The sequence below is a fragment of the Streptomyces caatingaensis genome (genome assembly GCF_001187435.1).
GTDB classification, from domain to species: Bacteria; Actinomycetota; Actinomycetes; order Streptomycetales; family Streptomycetaceae; genus Streptomyces; species Streptomyces caatingaensis.
Window position 1 is genome coordinate 950,850 of sequence record NZ_LFXA01000002.1, and the last position, 19,338, is coordinate 970,187.

The window sequence follows — 19,338 nt, forward strand, 5'->3', positions numbered from 1 at the left end:
CGCTCGTGAACGACAACCGTGGTACCGACGACAACAGCCTGTGGATACGCCGGTTCCAGCCGCGGCCGGACGCCGGCGTCCGGCTGGTCTGCCTGCCCCACGCGGGCGGCTCGGCCAGCTTCTTCTTCCCCATGGCGAAGGCGATGCCCGACGGCGTCGACGTCCTGTGCGTCCAGTACCCCGGACGCCAGGACCGCCGCGGCGAGCCGCTGATCGACACCATCCCCGAGCTCGCCGACCGCGTGTACGCCGCCCTGCTGCCCTGGACGGACCGCCCGCTCGCGTTCTTCGGTCACAGCATGGGCGCCACGCTGGCCTTCGAGGTGGCCCGCCGCCTGGAGCGCGAGAAGGGCGTCGTCCTCGCCGCCCTCTTCGCCTCCGCCCGCCGGGCGCCGTCGGTGGCGCGCTCGGAGAACGTCCACGAGCAGGACGACGACGGTCTCGTACGGGAGATGCAGCGGCTGGCCGGCACGGACGCGCAGCTCCTGGGGGACGAGGAGATCCTGCGCATGGTGCTGCCGGCGATCCGCGCCGACTACCGGGCGGCGGAGACGTACCGCTACGAGCCCGGGGCCGCGCTCCGGTGCCCGGTCGTCGGGCTCACGGGGGACGCGGATCCCAAGGTGGGCGTGGAGGACGTGGCCGCCTGGGCGGGCCACACCGAAGCCTCCTTCGAGCTGAAGGTGTTCACCGGCGGGCACTTCTACCTGACGCAGCACCAGGGGGCGGTGGTCGAGGCGGTGGCGGGGCGGTTGCGCTGACGCGCGGCCCCTCCCGGAGGGGGCACGCCCTCCGGGAGAGGAACCCTACGCGCGGACGGTCCGCGGGGAACCGTCCATGCCCAGCGCCACCGTCACCACGTGCCCCCGCGCGTCCTTCACCACGGCCGGCGTGAACCGGTGCGCCACCCCGCCCGGATGCCAGGGCCCGGGCCGCCCCGAGCCCTTCGAGACGCGCACGCGCCCCGCGTCGTCGCGCGCCGCCACGACGACCGTCCGGCCGTCGACGGCCAGGCCCACCCGCCCGTACCCGCCGATGTCGGCGCACTCGGAGGTGACGCGCCACCGCCCGTTCTCCGGGCGGTCCGCGACGATCACCCGGGCCGTGCCGGGCTGGCGCATGGCGAGCCGGACGCCGCCCCCGGAGAGGGGGGCCAGCGACAGGGGGCCGCTCGCGGTGGGCAGGCGGGTGGAGCCGGCCGGCTGCGGAGGCTCGCCGTCGGACTCGGAGACCCAGTGGTGGACGGTCTTGGTGTCGGCGGCGACGACGTGGAGACGGCCCTTGTCGTCCAGGACGGCGTCCATGCCGTCCAGCACGCTCACCGGCTCGTCCTCGACCGGCAGGCGCTCCCAGTCGGTCCAGTCCCGGCCCCGCTCGCCGGTGCGGAACAGCACGTTGCCCGCCCAGTCGCGGACGAAGACGTAGACCTTGCCGTCCTTGTCGGCGACGGCCAGCGGCTGGCCGACCTCCATCGAGCGCTCGGGGTCGGCCTCGGGCGAGCCGAGGGACTCCCAGTCGCCGAAGGAGGGCGTGCCGCCGCGCGGCGTACGGCCGTTCTGGCGGGCGGTGACGACGTCCCGGCGGTGGTCGCGGCCCCGCCCCGGCAGCTGGGTGCGGACGGAGAAGAGCTGGAGCGTCCCGTCGGAGTGGCGCAGCACCTGCACCTGGCCCTCCAGCATCGAGCCGCCCACGCGGACCGGCCGGGACCAGCCGCCGGTGCCGGGCCGGGTCTCCGTCCAGCAGTGCGCCGCGCCGTCGAGGAGGGAGAAGGCCGCGAGCCGTCCGTCCGGCAGCGGCTGCACCCAGCGCTGGGTGCCGGGCGCGCGGGTGCGGCAGTTGTTGGACCAGCGGACGTCCTTGGAGCGCTTGCCGACCTTGCGGTCGCCGCAGCCGGCCGGGTCGCCGCAGTCCTTGCCGTCGGCCCAGCCGTAGGTGTCGAGGATCTTCACCTTGTGCCGGGTGGTCGCCGCGTCGAGGTTGGAGGGCAGGAGGGAGACCTCGTAGCCGATGTAGCTGTCGACGGCCGTGGGGCGGGCGTGCTTGCGGCCCCAGTACTCGGCGAGCGCGGCCTGTGCGAAGTAGGCGGAGGTGGTGTGGTCCTGGTGGTCGTAGTGGGATATACCGGCCAATTCGGGTGCCACGCCCGGGAACTGCTGCTGGACCGCCCGGTGCGTCGGGTTGGGGTCCAGGGTGCGGACGACCGTGGGCCGGTAGCGCTCGAAGACGGCGACCAGGGAGTCGATCACCTGCTGACGGCTGTAGAGGTAGGTGCGCTTGACCGGGCTGTGCGCCGGCACGAGCGTGGTCAGCTTCGGCGTGACGCCCAGCCACAGTCCGCGCAGGCTCTCCTTGCGCGGGACGCGGATGAAGCGCGCCTCCACCAGCTCCATGAAGATCAACTGGACCTGCGGGGCGGCCTTCAGGGTCTGCAGCTCGACCTGGAAGCCCGGCAGCAGGGTCAGCGTCTCCACCTTCCACGGGCTCAGCCAGTCGCCCGTGGCCATCTGGGCCGTCGCCTCGCGCAGGCCGTTGATGCGGGCGCGGACGAACTCCGGCCGCCGCTCGGGGAGTCGGGGATAGCCGGGGGTGTTGGCGAGCGCGTTGCGGCCGTCCGACTCGCCGCCCGTCAGGCAGACGGTGATGGTCGGGGCGCCGCTGCGGACGGACTGCTCCAGCTCCGGGTTCATGAAGTAGAGGGAGTCGTCCGGGTGCGCGATGACGTGCACGAACGACTGGTCCGTGACCGCTTTCGCGGGCCGCGCCGGAAACTCCTGGGCGGACCCTCCGTGAGCCGCCCCGGGCGCCAGCCACTGCCAGGCGCCGACCGTGCCGGTCCCCGCGACCAGGCCCGCGCACGCGACCTGGAGCACCCGACGGCGTGGAACCTGTGATATTCGCCCCGGCACAGGGGTCTCCCATCTCCCGCGCCCGAAGCGCGGTAGAGCAAACGCGGACATGGTGGACAAAGCCGATTCAACCCCCCTTAGTTGACCGTAAGATCTTACGACTCGCGACGCGCGGTTTTCCCTCTGTCATGTAACAGCCGTGCTTCGGCGAGACGGAGATTCCGATGCGATCGCGCAACGCGAGGTGCGACGATGCCCGTGGGGCGCCTGCGAGGTCGTGAGGTCAGCGTGGATCGCGGTCGTTGAGAATCCTCTGAAAGAGGTAGTGGTCCCGCCAGGCGCCGTCGATGTGCAGATAGCGGGGCGCGGTGCCGATCCGCTCGAACCCGCACTTTTCGAGGACGCGCTGGGAGGCGGAGTTGGACGTGACGGTCCCCGCCTCCACGCGGTGCAGCCCCAGTTGCTCGCCGGCCAGCGCGCACGCGGCCCCGACCGCGGCGGTGCCCAGCCCCCGCCCGCTCCACCCGGCGGCCACCCAGTAGCCGAGCTGCGCGCTGCGGAAGGCGCCCCGCACCACGTTGTTGAGGTTGACGACGCCGACGATGCCCGCGTCCCCGGCGTCCAGCACCCACGGCATCACGCGCCCCGCGTCGCGGAGTTCGAGCAGCTCGGCCAGGCGGGCGGCCTGCCCCTCCGGCGTGCGGAAGTGGTCGCGGCCCCGGGGCTCCCAGGGGCGCAGGTGCTCGTGGTTGGCCTCGTACGCCGCGGCCAGGGCGGCCGCGTCGGCGAGGGTCACGGGGCGCAGGGCGACACCGGGGGCGACGGTACGGGGCTCGATGATCATCCTCGTAGCGTAGGGCCGCCCGCCGCCGCCGGCGAACACGCGTCCGGCCGGACCACCCCCTACCCCGGTATGACCCGCCGTTCGGCACCACGGTGTGACGTCCCGGCGATCACCGTCTCCCTACCTTCCCCCTCGTCACCGCCACGGGCGGTCACCGCACCAGGACGAGGGAGAGAGAACCAATGCGCCGCTTCAAGCGCACGCTGGCCGCCGTCGCGCTCACGACGACCGTGGTCACGGGTACGGCGGGATGGGCCACCGCCCACCAGCAGACCGCCGTCACCGGGCCGCCGGCCGGCACCGCCGCCTGGCGTGCGGACCACTCCCTGCACCGCGTCCTGCCCGACCCGGCCACCGCCACCCCCGCCGAGGTCGCGCGCTTCTTCGCGGCCCTCCCCGAGGACGCCCGGCAGCGGCTGACCGAGCGTCACCCGCTCGTCGTCGGCAACCTGGACGGCGTCCCCCCGGCCCTGCGCTACGCGGCCAACCGGCGCGCGCTCGCCGCCGAGCGCACCGCGCAGCTCGCCCGGGCCGCGGACGCCTCCCTGCCCTCGTACGAGCGCGAGCAGGCCCGCGACCTCGCCGGCCGCTACGGCGAGCTGCTCGCCCCCGGGCGGCAGATCCTCGCCTTCGACCCGCGCGGCCGCGGGCAGCTCGCCGAGGTGTACGGCGACCTCGCCGCCGCGCGGCGCACCGCCGTCGTCGTCCCCGGCTCCGACATCGACCTCTCCTCCTTCGACCGCGCCCACGACCCGTACGGCACCCCGGCCGGCATGGCGAAGTCGCTCCGCGCCGAGATGCGCCGCCAGGACCCCCGCACCCCCGTCGCCGTCGTCGCCTGGGCCGGCTACACCACCCCCGTCGGCATCGGCCTCGACGCGGCCACCGGCCGGCTGGCGAAGGCGGGCGCGCCCCGCCTCGAACGCTTCCTCGCCGGGCTCGCCGCCTCCGGCGCCGCCGCGCCCGCCGTCTTCTGCCACAGCTACGGCTCGGTCGTCTGCGGCCTGGCCGCCCACGACCTGCCCGCCCGCGACCTCGTCGTCCTCGGCAGCCCCGGCGTCCACGCGGACTCCGCCGCCGAGCTGGAGACCCGCGCCCGGGTCTGGGCGGTCCGCCGCAACGACGCCGACTGGATCGGCAACGTGCCCAACGTGGAGCTCTTCGGCCTGGGCCACGGCGCGGACCCGACCTCGGCGTCCTTCGGCGCCCGCCCGGTCGCCTCGGACGGCGCCCACGGCCACACCGGCTACTTCGCACCCGGCACGGCGTCGCTGCGCAACTTCGCGCGTATCGCGCTGGGGGCCTACGCCGGGGTGCGGTGAGCGGGAGGGCGCCCGCCCCGGCGGGGCCGGCCCGCCGTCACGGCTCGCGGGCCGGGGGAGTGGCGGCGAGGACCGCGTCGAGCAGGCCGGGGAAGCGCTGGTCGAGGTCGGCCCGGCGCAGGGAGACGGCCTTGGCCCGGCCCGCCCGGGACTCCCGGGTGATGCCGGCCTCGCGCAGCACCCGCCAGTGGTGGGTCGCCGTGGCCTTGGTCACCTCCAGGGGCAGGCTGCCGCAGGTGCGTTCACCGGGGGAGGAGGCCAGCTCGCGCACGATGGACAGGCGGACGGGATTGCCCAGCGCCGCCAGGACGTGCTCGACGAGCAGCTGGTCGCGGTCGGGGTGGAAGGAGCTCACGGATCGATCGTACGAGCGGGACCCCCGCATACGAAGGTATGATGTCTCTCATACCTTCGTATCCGACCCCGGGACCACCTCATGAACGCACCGCCCGTCGCCCTCGTCACCGCCGCCGCCTCCGGCATAGGCCGGGGCATGGCCACCGAACTGGCCGCCGCCGGGCACCGGCTCGTCCTGCTGGACGTCGACGACGCCGTCCACGCCCTCGCCCGCGACCTCGGCGGCACCGCCGTCACCGGCTCGCTCACCGATCCCGCCGACCTCGCCCGGTTCGTCGACACGGCGCTGGAGCGCCACGGGCGGATCGACGCGCTCGTCAACGGCGCGGGCCACGCCCGCAACCGCCCCCTGCTGGAGGTCACCGACCAGGAGTGGCACGACGGGCTCGACATGCTGCTGCTGAGCGTGGTCCGCATGGCCCGCCTGGTCACCCCGCACATGGAACGGGCCGGCCGCGGCGCGATCGTCAACCTCTCCTCGTACACGGCCTTCGAACCCCTGGGCATGATCCCGGTCAACTCCGCGCTGCGCGCCGCGCTGAGCTCGTTCACCAAGCTCTACGCCGACCGGTACGCCGCCTCCGGCCTCCGCATGAACAGCATCCTGCCCGGCTACGTCGACAGCTGGCCCGAGGACCCGGACTTCCTCGCCCGCATCCCCGCCGGGCGGTACGCCACCGTCGAGGAGGTCGGCAGGCTCGCGGCGTTCCTCGTCTCGGACGCGGCCGCGTACATCAACGGGGAGAGCATCCGCATCGACGGGGGCGCCGGCCGCTCGCTCTGAACGGCCCGCCGCAGACCGCCAAGAGTTCTTCGCGAAAACCTCTTTGCGAAGAACCCTTGGCGATTTAGGGTGCCGCCATGGACCAACACCGCGAACCCGCCCGGGGGTTGACGCCCGACCCCGCCACCGACGTCGTCCTGGACGCCCGGGGCCTGCGCGCCCTCGCCCACCCCGTCCGCGTCCAAGTCGTCGGCCTGCTGCGGACGTACGGTCCCTCGACCGCCACCCGCCTCGCCGGACGGATGGGGGTGGGCTCCGGCGTCACCAGCTACCACCTGCGTCGACTCGCCGCCGCGGGCTTCGTCGAGGAGGACGAGGAGCGCGGCAACGCCCGCGAGCGCTGGTGGCGGGCGGCCCACCAGGCGACCTGGTTCGACGACAAGGACCTGGCGGACGCCGAGCCGGAGGCCACCGCCGCCTATCGGGCGTCCGTGGCGAGCCTGCACGCCCTGCGCACCCAACTCGCCCTCGGTCAGGCGCCGTCGATGTCCAAGGCGTGGCGCGACCGCCTGGAGATGAGCGACTGGTGGCTGTGCCTGACCCCGGAGGAGACGGAGCGGCTGGCGGGGGAGCTGCGGGCGGTCATGGCGCGCTACTGGCGGCCGGACGCCCCGGACGTGCCCGAGGGCGCCGAACCCGTGCGGGTTGTCATGCACCTGCTCCCCGAGCCGGGAACCGTCCCGGAAGCGGGGGAGTCGTGATCCTCACGGACACCCGCGGGGAGGCGCCGCCGCGCACCCTGCGCCCGCTCGCCGCGGTGCTCTCCTCGCTGGCCGTCGCCCTCACCGCCACCCGGGTATCGGCCGTCGCCCTGCCCTGGTTCGTCCTGGTCACCACCGGGAGCCCCACCCGCACCGGGCTGGTCGCCTTCTGCGAGATGGCCCCCTACGTCCTGGTCAAGGCGCTCACCGGCCCGCTCGTCGACCGCGCCGGCCCGCGCGCCGTCTGCTGGACCGCCGACACGCTGAGCGCGGCCGCCGCGGGCCTCATACCCCTCTGCCACTCCCTGGGTCTGCTGCGCTTCGGGCTCCTGCTCCCGCTCGTCGCCGTCATCGGCGCGGTGCGCGGCCCCGGCGACCTGGCCCGGGACGTCATGGTCCCCGAGGCCGCCGAACGCGGCCGCGTCCCCCTCGAACGGGCCACCGGCCTCGCCGGCGTCATCGAGCAGCTCGCCGCGACGGCCGGCCCGGCGGCGGGCGGCGCGCTGGTGGCCGGCGTGGGGCCGCTCCCCGCCCTGGCCGCCAACGCGGCCTGCTTCGCGCTGGGTTCCCTGCTGATCGTGGTGCTGCCGCCGAGGGGGACGGGACGGGCCGTGGCGGCCGCCCCCGCGGAGCCGGGGTACTGGCGGCGGCTGGGCGAGGGGTTCGCGTTCCTGCGCGGGGACCCGCTGCTGCTGACGATCACGCTCGTCGTCGGCGCCGGCAACTTCCTCCAGGCGGGCTTCTCCCAGGTCCTCATCCCCGTCTGGGCGCATGACTCGGGCGCAGGACCGGCGGCCGCCGGCCTGCTCAACGCCCTCTTCGGCGCGGCCGCGGCCGGCGCCGCCCTCCTCGCGGCGGCCGTCGCCCACCGGCTCCGCCGCCGTCCCGTCTTCTTCGCCGGCTACCTCCTCGCCGAGGCGCCCCGCTTCCTCGTCCTCGCCCTCGACGCGCCGCTGTGGGCGGCGGCCGCGGTGTTCGCGGTGGGCGGCTGCGGCTCGGGCTTCCTCAACCCGATCCTGGGGGCGGTCTCCTTCGAGCGGGTGCCGCGCGGGATGCTCGGCCGCGTACGGGCGTTGAGCGGCGCGCTGGCCTGGGCCGGCATCCCCTTCGGCGGCCTCGCCGCCGGAGCCGCCGTCGCCACGGCCGGCCTCGGCGCCACCCTCACCGGCGCGGGCCTGGCCCACGGCACCCTGGTGGGCGTGGGCGGACTGCGCAAGGAGTGGGCGCAGATGGAGCGGGGGCGGCGCCCGGCCCGGTGAAGGGGACGCCGCCCGCCGCGCCCCCGCGGCCGTCCGCTACCCGTCGGCAGCCACCCGCCGCAGCTTCACCACATGGTCCGTGCGGATGCCGGAGCGCCCGTCGGGGCCCGCCACCTCGCGGGGGACGGACTCGCGGACCGTGACCCGCCAGCCGGGGGCGGACGTCGCCCCCACCGCGTCCAGCACCTCCTGCGGTGTGAGGAACCGCATCGCCGGATCCGCCTCCACCCACGGCGGGAGCCCCGCGTGCCCGACCACCAGCAGGACGCCCCCCGGCGCCACCGCGCCCGCCGCCGTGCGCAGGATGCGCTCGGTGGGCAACTCGACCGGCGAGTGCAGGAATTGGGTGGAGACGAGGTCGTAGGCGCCCTCGGGGAACGAGCGGGCGAGGTCCTCCTGGCGCCATTCGACGCGGCCGGCGACACCGGAGGCCGCGGCGCGGGCGGCGGCGCGGCCCAGGGCGGTCGGGGAGACGTCGACGGCCGTGACCCGCCAGCCCCGCCCGGCGAGCCAGACCGCGTCGGCGCCCTCGCCGCAGCCGAGGTCGAGGGCGGTGCCGGCGGGGAGCGAGGAGGTCTCACGGACGAGGAGAGGGTTGGGGTCGCCGCTCCAGACGTGCTCGCCGCGGCCGTCGCGGCGGTAGAAGTCCTCCCAGAAGGCGCGGGTGACGGGGCAGCAGGGGCGTTCGTGGTTCATGGGGGTCCTTGCGTGCTGATGTGGGGGGTGCGCAGGGCGGTGCGCAGGGGCATGATCGAGTCCGTGCGGGGCGCCGGGCAAAACCCGTTGCGGCGACGGCAAGTTGAGGCCAGGACACAGCGGCGTGTGCTTATAAGAAATCGTTCTGGCAACCATCTTGACCAGCTCTTGGACTTATGCATCCCCGGGCGCCATCGTGGAGGGCATGGAGATCAGCACACAGACCCTCACCGGCCTCACGGGCCCGGTGCTCCGCCCCGGCGACCCCGGCTTCGATGAGGAGCTCGCCGGCTACCAGACCGCCTACACCCACCACCCGTCCGTGGTCGTCGGCGCGGCCGACGCCGAGGACGTGCGGCGCGCCGTGGCGTACGCCACCGCGGCGGGGCTCCCGGCCGGCGTGCAGCTGACCGGCCACGGGCTGTCGGTGGCCGCCGACGGCGGAGTGGTCGTCAGCACCCGGCGGATGACCGACGTCCGCATCGACCCCGCGGCGCGCACCGCCACGATCGCCGCCGGCGCGCGGTGGGGGGACGTGATGGAGGCGGCCGGCCGGCACGGCCTGGCGCCGCTGAGCGGTTCCACGCCGACCGTCGGCGTGGTGGGCTACACCCTGGGCGGCGGACTCGGCCTGCTCTCCCGCCAGTACGGCTACGCCGCCGACCACGTGCGCAAGCTGGAGGTCGTCACCGCCGACGGCCGGCTGCGCGAGGCCGTCCCGGGCGACGAGCTGTACGGCGCCCTGCTGGGCGGCGGCGGCAACTTCGGCATCGTGACGTCGCTGGTGGTGGACCTCTTCCCGGTCGAGACCCTCTACGGCGGGCAGCTCGTCTTCGACACCCCCCTCGTCGCCGAGGCGCTGGAGACCTGGCGCCGGTGGACCGAGGACGTGCCCGAGGAGATGACCTCCTCCGTCACCCTGATCCCCTTCCCGGACATCCCGCAGCTTCCCGAGTTCCTCCGCGGCCGCTACGTCGCCTCCTTCCGCATCGCCTTCAACGGCCCGGCCGAGGAGGGCGAACGCCTCGTCGCGCCGCTGCGCGCGATCGGCCCCCGGCTCGACGACAGCCTGCGCGTCCTGCCGTACACCGAATCCGGCAGCATCCACAACGACCCGGACGAGCCCAACGCCTACGCCGGCACCAGCGCGTTCCTCGACGACCTGCCGCCGGAGGCGCTGAAGGCCCTGCTGGAGACCGTCGGCCCGGACTCCCCGGTGCCGGCCTTCACCGAGATCCGCCACCTGGGCGGCGCCCTGCGCCGGGGCCCCGAGGGGATCACCGTGGACCACCGCGGGGCGGACTTCCTGGTGGGCGCGGTCTCCGGCTACTTCCCCGGCGTCGGCCCGGACGAGGTGCGCGCCCGGCACGGCCTGCTGCGCGAGGCCCTCGCCCCCTGGACGGTCGGACACAGCCTCAACTTCCTCTACGGCGACGGAGAACACGTCGACGAGGCCCAGGTGCGCGCCGGGTACGAGGCGGGGACCTACGAGCGGCTCGCCGCCCTCAAGGCCGTCTACGACCCGCAGAACACCTTCCGCCTCAACCGCAACGTACGTCCGGCCTGACCCGCATCCCCCGGCATCCCGTCGCGCCGCGGCCGCCCCTGCCGCGGCGCGACGGCACCTGGTACCTTCTGCGCAGTTGATCACCCGTGCGACGAACGGACGCCCGGGATTCAACGGATCACCCCGCACAGTTCATCATGTGACAAAGGATGCGCCTTGCTCCGCGACCGGCTCAGCCGTTTACACCGATGTGTCCGCCATGTGACGACGTCCGCCGTCGTCCTGGCCGTCCTGCCCACCGCCGGTCCGGCGTTCGCCGACAGCACCGCGGCCCCGGCCACCCCGCACCTCGACGCGGTCGAGCGGACGCTCCGTCAGGTCTCGCCGGGGCTGGAGGGCGAGATCTGGCAGCGCACCGAGGGCAACAAGCTGGACGCCTCGGCGGCGGACGCCTCCGACTGGCTGCTGCAGACGCCCGGTTGCTGGGGTGACGACACCTGCGCCCAGCGCCCGGGGACGAAACGGCTGCTGGCGAAGACGACCGAGAACATCGCGGCGGCCGAGCGCACCGTGGACATCTCCACCCTCGCGCCCTTCCCCGACGGCGCGTTCCAGGACGCGATAGCCGCCGGTCTCAAGGCGTCGGTGGAGAAGGGCCACAAGCCCAAGGTCCGCGTCCTGGTCGGCGCCGCGCCGATCTACCACATCAACGTACGCCCCGGCGCCTACGTCGACGACCTGCGCAAGCGGCTGGGCGCGGCGGCCGGTTCGGTCACGCTCACCGCCGCGTCGATGACGACGTCCAAGACGGCGTTCTCCTGGAACCACTCCAAGCTGCTGGTCGTGGACGGCCGTTCGGCCATCACCGGCGGCATCAACAGCTGGAAGGGCGACTACCTCGACACCGCCCACCCCGTCACGGACGTCGATCTCGCCCTGACCGGCCCGGCCGCCTCCTCCGCCGGCCGCTACCTCGACGCCCTGTGGGGCTGGACGTGCCGCAACAAGGGCAACGTCGCGAGCGTCTGGTTCGCGGCCTCCGACGGCGCGTCCTGCATGCCCGACCTGGAGAGGCAGGCCAACCCCGAGCCCGCCGGCCCGACCGGGAACGTGCCGGTCATCGCCGTCGGCGGACTGGGCGTCGGCATCCGCGACAAGGACGCCTCCTCGGCGTTCGACCCGAAGCTGCCCACCGCCACGGACACCAAGTGCGTCGTGGGCGTGCACGACAACACCAACGCCGACCGCGACTACGACACGGTCAACCCCGAGGAGAGCGCGCTCCGCGAGCTCGTGCGCAGCGCCGGCAAGCACGTCGAGATCTCGCAGCAGGACCTCAACGCGACCTGCCCGCCGCTCCCCAAGTACGACGTCCGGCTCTACGACACCCTGGCGCAGAAGCTCGCCTCCGGGGTGAAGGTCCGCATCGTCGTCAGCGACCCGCAGAACCGGGGCACGGTCGGCAGCGGCGGCTACTCGCAGATCAAGTCCCTCTCGGAGATCAGCGACGTGCTCCGCGAGCGGCTCACCCGCGTCACCGGCGACCGGGACAAGGCGAAGTCGGCCCTGTGCTCGAACCTCCAGCTCGCCAGCTTCCGCAGCTCCCCGGGCGCCAAGTGGGCGGACGGGCACGCCTATCCGCTGCACCACAAGCTGGTGTCGGTGGACGGATCGGCCTTCTACGTCGGGTCGAAGAACCTCTACCCGTCCTGGCTCCAGGACTTCGGCTACATGGTCGAGAGCCCGGAGGCGGCCGCGCAGCTGAAGTCCGAGCTGCTCGACCCGGAGTGGGAGTTCTCGAAGGCGACCGCCACGGTCGATCACGAGCGCGGCGTCTGCTCGGTCTGACCCGTCCCACGGAGGAGGAAGCGGCATCCCGGTGCGGGGTGCCGCTTCTCCCGTTCCGGGCAAGGGAGTTCGGGTGTCGAACGGGCTCCTGTGCGGATGCCTCACCCGTTCGTGGAGCGATTTCCCGCCCCGTGCGCGGGAGTGCGACCATGCGCTCTCCCGTCCGACACGTGACACGCGAGAACATCAGGAGACTTCATGGACCGACGTGGGGGAAGCACGGCCCGCCGCTGGGGCGCGGCGCTGACCGCGTCCGCCGCGGCCCTGGCCGTCGTACTCCCGTCCGCCGCCGAGGCCGCCGACGGGCCGGCGGGGATCGGCGCCCGGGGCGCCTATCTCCTCGACGGCCGTTCCGGCAGGGCGCTGTGGGGCAAGGACGCCGACACCGCCCGGCCGATCGCCAGCACCACCAAGATCATGACCGCCGTGGTGGCGCTCGGCGGCCGCCGCTCCGACCTGAACAAGCAGGTCACCATCAAGCAGTCCTACCGCGACTACGTGACGCGCCACGGAGCGAGCACCGCCGACCTGCGCACCGGCGACCGGCTCACCGTGCGCCAGCTCCTCTACGCCCTGATGCTGCCCTCCGGCTGCGACGCCGCCTACGCCCTGGCGGACGCCCTGGGCAGCGGCGGCAGCGAGGCCGAGCGCACGAAGTCGTTCGTGGCGCGGATGAACCGCGAGGCGGCCCGGCTGGGCATGCGCCGCACCCACTTCGACTCCTTCGACGGCATCACCACCGGCGGCAACCACTCCACCCCCCGCGACCTGGCGAAGCTCGCCCGGCACGCCCTGGGCGACAGCACACTCGTCACCGTCACCAAGGCGATGAGCACCCAGCAGAAGGCCCAGAACGTCAACCGCCGTTACACCTGGTACAACACCAACAAGCTGCTCGGCTCCTACGAGGGCGTCCTCGGCGTCAAGACCGGGACGACCAGCGCCTCGGGCCCCTGCCTGGTCTTCGCGGCCCGCCGCGGCGGCCGGACGGTGGTCGGCGTCCTCCTCAACGACGCGCCGAACCGCTACCCCGACGCGGCCCGGATGCTCGACTACGCCTACCACACGCACACCCGCTTCACGGCCCGCAAGCTGCCCGCCGCGGCGCACGACGACTGAACCCGGCCCGGCGGCACGGCGGTCGGCCGCTCCTCAGCGCCCGCCGCCGGCGCGGGGCGACGGCACCGGGAGCGGGTGGCCCGTGTGCTCGACCGGGTGGCAGTAGTCGAGGCCGGTCAGCGGCTCGTCGGCGAGGAACTTGAGGATCAGCTCCACCAGTTCCGCCGGGCGCTCCAGGTGGACGAGGTGGTCGGCGTCCTTGACCACCGCGAAGCGGGCGTCCGCGCACCGGGCGGAGACCTCGCGGCTGAGCGCCGGTGTCGTCAGCGGGTCGTGCTCACCGGTGGTCACCAGCACCGGAACCCGCACCGGGGGACCGCCGGCCGGCGCCGGGTGGTCGAGCAACCGCCGGGTGTTCTCCCGGTACTTGAGCTTCCCGTCGGCCGTCAGCCCGTTGAGGGCGCGGGTGAGGCAGCGGAGCACGGTGGCCCGCCGGGCCACCGTGACGCGCGGTGCGCGGCAGACCATGGTGTCCAGGATCTGGTCCACGAACTCCGCGTGGCCGCCCCGCTCCAGCGTGCGGAGGGTGAGCTCCACGCGGGCCCGCACGTGGTCGGTCAGCCGCGCCATCGTCCCGACCAGGACCAGCCGTTCGGCCCGGTCCGGATGGCGGCGCACCCACTCGTGGGCGACGGCGCTCCCGTAGGACGCGCCCACCACGTTGACCGTGTACGGCGCCGCCTTGTCCAGCAGCCGGCCGAGCGCGTCGCAGAGGAAGTCGATGCCGTAGCGGGCCGGGAGCGGGTCGGCCGCGCCCCAGCCGGGCAGATCGACGGTGATCACGCTCGCCGCCTCCAGGAACATCCGCTCCAGCCGTCCCCACGAGTCCTGGTGCTGGAACGCGCCGCCGATGAGGACGATCGGGGCCAGCCGCGCGTCCGGGCGGCGCACGATGCGGCCGCTGTACGAGAAGCCGCCGTGGGTGAGCGGGAAGACCTCTTCCGAGAGGGTGGTGGACGTCATCAGAAGGGGTCTCCGTTTCCCGTTCACGCTCTGGTGGGGTGCCGTTATCAGGGCAACGAGAGGCGGCGGCGGGACGTTACTGCGGGCGGGCGCGCGCATGCGCCCAGGGCCCGGATCTCCTCGCGGAGGAGGGCCGGCAGCCGTCCGGCCAGCGCCCGGTGGGCGTGGTCCGTCACGACGGTCAGCGTCGCCGCGCCGGCCGCGTCCCGCACCATGCTCACCACCAGGGGGTGGCCCGGACTGAGCGCGGGCAGCAGCGACAGGCCGGTCAGGGCGGCGGATCCCAGCGTCCGCGGGCCGCCGCGGTCCGACAGGCTGCTGCACAGCAGCGACGAGTACAGCGACGAGTCCACGTACCGGCCCAGCGCCCTGGTCAGCGGGCCGGGGCGGCCCGCCGTCCCGGCCACCGCGCGGGCCTGGGCCCGGGCCCGCTCGTGCAGGGCGACCCGGCGGGTCCAGCGGTCCACGGCGGCGAGGCGCCGGTGCGGCCGGGCGTGCGGGGGGAGCGGGACGCGGACGGTCGCGTAGTGGTTGCCGAGCAGCGCCCCGTCCTCGTCCGCGCGGACGTCCACGGGCACCATCGCGCTCACCCCGGGCAGGAACGGCAGCCGCCCGGTCGCCCCGGCGCCGCGCAGCGCCCCGGCCGTGGCCGCCAGGAACACGGCGTTGGCCGACGCCCGCCCGGAGGGCAGCGCCTCCCGGGCGGCGGCCAGTTCCCCGGCGGTCACCCGGCTCCAGGCGACGGCCCGCCGCGCGTCCACCGGCCCGTGGAAGGGCAGCGGCCGGCCGCCGGGCAGGACGTCCCCGAGCCCCGGACCGCGGTGGCGCCGCGCCCCCTCGCCGTCCCGCCCCCGCCGCGCCGGCGCGAACCGCGGCCCGTCCAGCAGCTCCTGGACGAGCGTCAGCAGCGACCGCCCGTCCAGCAGGGCGTGATGCGCGCGCAACAGCAGCGCGAACCCGCCCTCCGGCGCGGGCAGCAGGTGCATCTGCCAGGGCGGACGCGGGGGGCCGAAGGGGCGGGCGATGAGGCGTGCGGTCCGCTCCTCCAGTGAGCCTGTGTTGTCAGGGGAGTTGACGTGGTGGACGGGGTCGAAGGGTTGCCCGGGGATCCAGCTCCGGCCGGTGCCCGAGCTCCAGTTGAGACGGGCGTGGTGGCGCCAGCGGTGGGCGACGCGGTCGCGGAGGGCGGGGAGGGCGGGGGCCGGGCCGTCGCCGAAGCGGGCCAGGAGCCCGAAGGTCATGCAGAGGGCCCCGTCGGCCTGGTGGCTGTGCAGCCAGGCGTCGAGCGGGGGCATGGGGGTCGGGGGCCCGGGGGTCGACGGTACGGGAATCGAGGGCAGGGGGGTCGGGGGCATCGTTCTCCTCCTCGGGCCGGTGGGGTGGGGGGTGGGGGACCTGGCCGCAGAATCCGCCGCGCGACCGCGGCGCTACGGCTCCAGCGCCGCCACCGCCCGCGCCACCGCCCCCGCCCCGTCCTCCCGGGCGAGGCGGCCCGCCACCTCGCCCGCCCGCTCCGCGAAGCGGCGTTCGCCCGTGGCGCGCAGCAGCGCCGCCGCCAGGCGCTCCGAGGTGAGCGCGTCGTGCGGCAGCACACCGGGGCTCACCCCGAGCCGTACGAGCCGCGCCGCCCACCACGGCTGGTCGGTCAGGAGCGGCACCGGCACCGCCGGCACCCCGGCCCGCAGCCCGGCCGCCGTCGTCCCGGCGCCCGCGTGGTGCACCACCGCCGCCGTGCGCGGCAGCAGCCAGCCGTGCGGCAGGGACCCGACCGTCAGGACGTCGTCGCCGGTCACGGACAGCCCCGCCCATCCGGCCTGGACGATGCCGCGCAGCCCGGCCCGCCGCAGCGCGCGGGCCGTCAGCTCGCCCAGCCGCCCGGGGTCCTCCGGCATCATGCTGCCGAAGCCGACGAACACCGGAGGGGGCCCGGCCGCGAGGAAGTCGGTGACGGCGGACGGGGGTTGCCAGGAGGGACACTCGTGCGGCCACCAGTAGCCGGCGACCCGCAGCCCCGGCCGCCAGTCGGGCGGCCGGGGCACGACGGTGCGGCTGTAACCGTGCCAGATGGGCCAGCGGCTCTTCTCCCGTTCCCTGCGCAGCAGATGGAGGCTGCGGTGCCGGATGCCGAGGCGCGCGTGGAGCCGCCGGCCGGCCGCGGTGTACAGGGTGTCGGTCAGGGCGTTGACGGCGCGGGCGCGCAGCCGGTTGCCGTACCCCGGCGGCCGCCAGGGGAGCACACAGGGCGGGAACGCCGAGGTGGGGGCGTCGGGTTGGAGGAAGACCCCCATGCTGCGCACCCGGTGGTAGCGGGCCACCACGCGGCCGATGGGCGCGACGAGGGTGGACAGCAGGACGAGGTCGGCCTTGGGATCGACGGCGGTGAGCAGCCCGTCCACCAGCCGCACCGCGGCCCGTTCCGTGGCGCGGGCCATGTCGTGCAGGGCACGCGGTGAACGCCCCGCGTTCCGGAAGCGGTTGTGCGCCGTGATGAGCTCCTCGAAGGGGTCGGCCTCCAACGGCCGGCTGCGCATCCCGCAGCAGGTCACCGTGGAGGCGAACTTGGCGTGGGTGACGATCTCCACATGGTGCCCCTCGGCGGCCAGCCGGTGGCCGAGGCCGGTGTAGGGGGCGACGGAGCCCGTGGTGCCCGCGGTGATGATGTCGATGCGCATGTCCGGCCTTCCATCCCGGCCCGGCCCGCCCGCCGCGACCGCCGGCCGGCCGCGGGTCGGGTGCCTGCCGGAAACAACGACGCGGCGGTCGGCCGGATACGGCGCGGGTGCCACCCTGGGCGCGTGTGTGCGGTTCGACGGCGGCCACCGGCCCACTGGCTGGAATCCATCGTTCCGGTAGGCCCTGTGAACGGAAGTTCGAGCTGTCATGTTTGCATGACCTCATGCAAGATACACAGGTTTCCTCGCGCGACGAGCGCACGTACCTCGACCACATCCTGGAGCAGTGGGACCGGGAAACGGACACGGAGGCGCTCGTCCAGGGCCCGGTGCGGCTGACCCGCGCCGAGGCCCGCGACACCCTCTTCCGCATCGGCCACGCCCTGCTCGCCGAGGGGCTGGAACCCGGCGACGCGGTGGGTCTGTTTCTGGCCAACCGGCCCGAGGGCGTGCTCGCCCAGCTCGCCGTCCACCTCATCGGGTGCCGGGTCGTCTTCCTGCCCCCGGAGCCGGGCCGGGGCGAACTCGCCGCGCTGGCCGGGCAGGCCGACGTGCGGGCCATCGTCTTCGACCCCCTCTTCGCCGAGCACGCCACCGCGCTGCCCGCCCTGATGGAGCGTCCGCCCCGGCTGCTCGGCCTCGGCCCCGCCGACGGCGCCACCGACCTCCTGGCGGCGGCCGGCGGACAGCCGGCGACGCGCCCGGCCGCCCCCGTGCTCCCCGCGGACGAGGCCATGACCGTCCTCTACACCGGCGGCACCCTGGGCAACCCCAAGCTGGCCGGGCAGGGCCGGGCCCTGTACGACCGCATGGTCGACGCGGTGCGCAACGCGCCCTGGCTGCGGGGCCACCGGGTCCTGGCCGCGACCCTGATCACCCACGGCAGCGGGCACCTGGTCTCCGTCCAGGGGCTCGTCTCGGGGGCGACCGTCGTGCTGCTGCCCGGCTTCGAGGCCGGCCACGCGCTGTCGGTGCTGCGCGAGGAGCGCATCAACTCCGCCATGTTCGTCCCGCCCATGCTCTACGAGCTGCTGGACCACCCCGACTGCCGGCCCGGCGGATTTCCGCACATGGAGTCGCTGTTCGTGGGCGGCGCGGCGACGGCGCCCGAGCGGCTGCGCCAGGCGGGCGCGGTCTTCGGGCCGGTGATCGGGCAGGGCTACGGCCAGTCCGAGGCGCTCGGGATCACCCTGATGCTCCCCGACGACTACGACGACGGGCACCCCGAGCGGTGGGCCAGCGTCGGCAGGGTCATCGACGGCGTCGAGGTCGAGATCCGGGACGAGGACGGCACCGCGCTGCCCGACGGCGCGACCGGCGAGCTGTACGTCCGCGGCGAGACCGTGATGCGGGGCTACTACCGCGACCCCGAACGCACCGCCGCCGCCCTGCGCGACGGCTGGCTGGCCACCGGGGACATGGGTTACCGCGACCCCCACGGCTACCTCTACCTGGTGGACCGGGCCAAGGACATCATCGTCACCGGCCGCACCAGCGACAACGTCTACTCCCGCGTCCTGGAGGACTTCCTGCTCTCCCTGGACGGCGTGCGCAACGCCGCCGCGGTGGGCGTGCCGGACGAGCGGTACGGCGAGGCCGTCCACGTCTTCCTCGCCACCGACAAGGACGACGCGGTGGACCCGGCGGCCGTGGGCGCCGCCGTCGTGGCCGAGCTCGGCGAGCTCTACGAGCCGCGCCACATCACGCAGTTGAGGTCCCTGCCGCTCACCCGGATAGGCAAGGTGGACAAGAAGGCGCTGCGCGCCCTGCTCAGTTCCTGACGTCGCCCGCCCCGAGCACCCCGTCGAGCAGCCGCCGCAGCGCCCACGCGAAGTCGGAGCGCTCGTCGGGGGCCGGGGGAGGGGGTGTTCGGGTGTGGCCCAGGGGGTGGGTGTTGAGGATGTGGCCGAGGAGGAGGTTCCAGAGGGCGCGGTAGGCGCGGGGGGCGTCGTCGGGGGAGAGGCCCGCGGTCTCCAGGGCGTCGAGGGCCGCGCCGGCGAAGTCGTCGGCGCCGTGGGCGAGATGCTCGCCGTCGGCGATGATGCGGGCGGCCCACGGGTGCCGGAGGAAGTGGTCGTGGGCGGCCAGCCAGTGCCGGGTGAGGCGCTCGCGGGCGTCGTCGACGCCGTCGGCCGGGCGCGGGAGGCGGGCGGCGACGTCGTCGGCGAGCAGGCCCAGGAGGGCGCCGCGGTCGGTGATGTGGCGGTACAGGGAGGCCTGGCCGGTGCCGAGGCGCTGGGCGACGCGGCGTACGGTCAGGGCGCCGAGCCCCTCCTCGTCGGCGATGCGCCGGGCCTCGGCGACGATCCGGTCCCGGGACAGGGTGCGGGGGCGGCCGGGGCCTCGGAGTGTCACGCCGTCACCTTACACAGCGGACGGAACCGCCTTGCGGGGCAGGAGAAGTAAGCCTAGCCTTACCC

Annotated in this window: 17 protein-coding genes; 9 read left to right on the plus strand and 8 right to left on the minus strand. The window is 74.7% G+C overall.

All coding sequences use genetic code 11. The features are described from left to right. The first annotated feature begins 5 nt into the window (after positions 1–5). On the plus strand, positions 6–761 hold the full coding sequence (locus AC230_RS04830) for a thioesterase II family protein (protein ID WP_049714646.1): 756 nt from the start codon (positions 6–8) through the stop codon (positions 759–761). Positions 762–806: 45 nt separating this feature from the next. Here AC230_RS04830 and AC230_RS04835 read toward each other — a convergent pair whose 3' ends face one another. Both AC230_RS04835 and AC230_RS04840 read right to left on the minus strand, forming a co-directional pair. After that, positions 807–2,870, minus strand: a complete 2,064-nt coding sequence (locus AC230_RS04835) for a PIG-L family deacetylase (protein ID WP_241833071.1) — start codon at positions 2,868–2,870, stop codon at positions 807–809. Between the two features lie 259 nt (positions 2,871–3,129). After that, complete coding sequence (locus tag AC230_RS04840) at positions 3,130–3,690, minus strand: GNAT family N-acetyltransferase (RefSeq protein WP_049714648.1); 561 nt, start codon at positions 3,688–3,690, stop codon at positions 3,130–3,132. Between the two features lie 182 nt (positions 3,691–3,872). On the opposite strand from AC230_RS04840, the gene AC230_RS04845 reads away from it, so the two are divergent. Beyond that, positions 3,873–5,012 carry an alpha/beta hydrolase gene (locus tag AC230_RS04845; RefSeq protein ID WP_049714649.1) on the plus strand — a complete coding sequence of 380 codons (1,140 nt, stop codon included), beginning with the start codon at positions 3,873–3,875 and terminating at the stop codon, positions 5,010–5,012. A gap of 37 nt (positions 5,013–5,049) precedes the next feature. Here the strand turns inward: AC230_RS04845 and AC230_RS04850 are convergent, their stop codons facing one another. Next, complete coding sequence (locus AC230_RS04850; RefSeq protein WP_049714650.1) at positions 5,050–5,367, minus strand: ArsR/SmtB family transcription factor; 318 nt, start codon at positions 5,365–5,367, stop codon at positions 5,050–5,052. Positions 5,368–5,448: 81 nt separating this feature from the next. On the opposite strand from AC230_RS04850, the gene AC230_RS04855 reads away from it, so the two are divergent. The 3 genes from AC230_RS04855 to AC230_RS04865 all read left to right on the plus strand — a co-directional run bounded on the left by AC230_RS04855 (position 5,449) and on the right by AC230_RS04865 (position 8,113). Continuing rightward, complete coding sequence (locus tag AC230_RS04855) at positions 5,449–6,153, plus strand: SDR family oxidoreductase (protein WP_049714651.1); 705 nt, start codon at positions 5,449–5,451, stop codon at positions 6,151–6,153. A 77-nt stretch (positions 6,154–6,230) separates the two neighbouring features. Then, positions 6,231–6,854, plus strand: a complete 624-nt coding sequence (locus AC230_RS04860) for a winged helix-turn-helix domain-containing protein (protein WP_049714652.1) — start codon at positions 6,231–6,233, stop codon at positions 6,852–6,854. Beyond that, positions 6,854–8,113 (plus strand): MFS transporter, encoded by a 1,260-nt coding sequence (locus AC230_RS04865; protein WP_049715027.1) that lies wholly within the window; start codon positions 6,854–6,856, stop codon positions 8,111–8,113. The genes AC230_RS04860 and AC230_RS04865 overlap by 1 nt, the downstream gene beginning before the upstream one ends. A 36-nt stretch (positions 8,114–8,149) precedes the next feature. On the opposite strand, the gene AC230_RS04870 is transcribed toward AC230_RS04865, so the two are convergent. Next, positions 8,150–8,809 carry a class I SAM-dependent methyltransferase gene (locus tag AC230_RS04870; RefSeq protein WP_049714653.1) on the minus strand — a complete coding sequence of 220 codons (660 nt, stop codon included), beginning with the start codon at positions 8,807–8,809 and terminating at the stop codon, positions 8,150–8,152. A 205-nt stretch (positions 8,810–9,014) separates the two neighbouring features. On the opposite strand from AC230_RS04870, the gene AC230_RS04875 reads away from it, so the two are divergent. The 3 genes from AC230_RS04875 to AC230_RS04885 all read left to right on the plus strand — a co-directional run bounded on the left by AC230_RS04875 (position 9,015) and on the right by AC230_RS04885 (position 13,283). Further along, entirely contained in the window at positions 9,015–10,376 is a 1,362-nt protein-coding gene (locus tag AC230_RS04875) for an FAD-binding oxidoreductase (RefSeq protein ID WP_049714654.1), read from the plus strand. 201 nt (positions 10,377–10,577) lie between these two features. Continuing rightward, positions 10,578–12,164, plus strand: coding sequence for a phospholipase D-like domain-containing protein (locus AC230_RS04880; RefSeq protein WP_049714655.1), 1,587 nt, complete (start codon positions 10,578–10,580; stop codon positions 12,162–12,164). Positions 12,165–12,362: 198 nt separating this feature from the next. Then, positions 12,363–13,283 carry a D-alanyl-D-alanine carboxypeptidase family protein gene (locus AC230_RS04885; RefSeq protein ID WP_049714656.1) on the plus strand — a complete coding sequence of 307 codons (921 nt, stop codon included), beginning with the start codon at positions 12,363–12,365 and terminating at the stop codon, positions 13,281–13,283. A gap of 33 nt (positions 13,284–13,316) precedes the next feature. Here AC230_RS04885 and AC230_RS04890 read toward each other — a convergent pair whose 3' ends face one another. The 3 genes from AC230_RS04890 to AC230_RS04900 form a co-directional block, all read right to left on the minus strand. After that, entirely contained in the window at positions 13,317–14,246 is a 930-nt protein-coding gene (locus AC230_RS04890; RefSeq protein ID WP_049714657.1) for an alpha/beta fold hydrolase, read from the minus strand. A 47-nt stretch (positions 14,247–14,293) separates the two neighbouring features. Continuing rightward, positions 14,294–15,601 carry a wax ester/triacylglycerol synthase domain-containing protein gene (locus tag AC230_RS04895; protein ID WP_049714658.1) on the minus strand — a complete coding sequence of 436 codons (1,308 nt, stop codon included), beginning with the start codon at positions 15,599–15,601 and terminating at the stop codon, positions 14,294–14,296. Between the two features lie 72 nt (positions 15,602–15,673). Next, positions 15,674–16,918: a glycosyltransferase gene (locus tag AC230_RS04900; protein WP_049714659.1), complete on the minus strand. Its 1,245-nt coding sequence runs from the start codon at positions 16,916–16,918 to the stop codon at positions 15,674–15,676. Between the two features lie 224 nt (positions 16,919–17,142). Here AC230_RS04900 and AC230_RS04905 point away from each other — a divergent pair, with 224 nt between their 5' ends. Continuing rightward, the gene (locus tag AC230_RS04905) at positions 17,143–18,699 is read left to right on the plus strand and encodes an AMP-binding protein (RefSeq protein ID WP_049714660.1); all 1,557 of its coding nucleotides are present in this window, start codon (positions 17,143–17,145) and stop codon (positions 18,697–18,699) included. On the opposite strand, the gene AC230_RS04910 is transcribed toward AC230_RS04905, so the two are convergent. Beyond that, positions 18,689–19,273: a TetR/AcrR family transcriptional regulator gene (locus AC230_RS04910; RefSeq protein WP_049714661.1), complete on the minus strand. Its 585-nt coding sequence runs from the start codon at positions 19,271–19,273 to the stop codon at positions 18,689–18,691. The genes AC230_RS04905 and AC230_RS04910 overlap by 11 nt on opposite strands. Positions 19,274–19,338 lie beyond the last annotated feature (65 nt).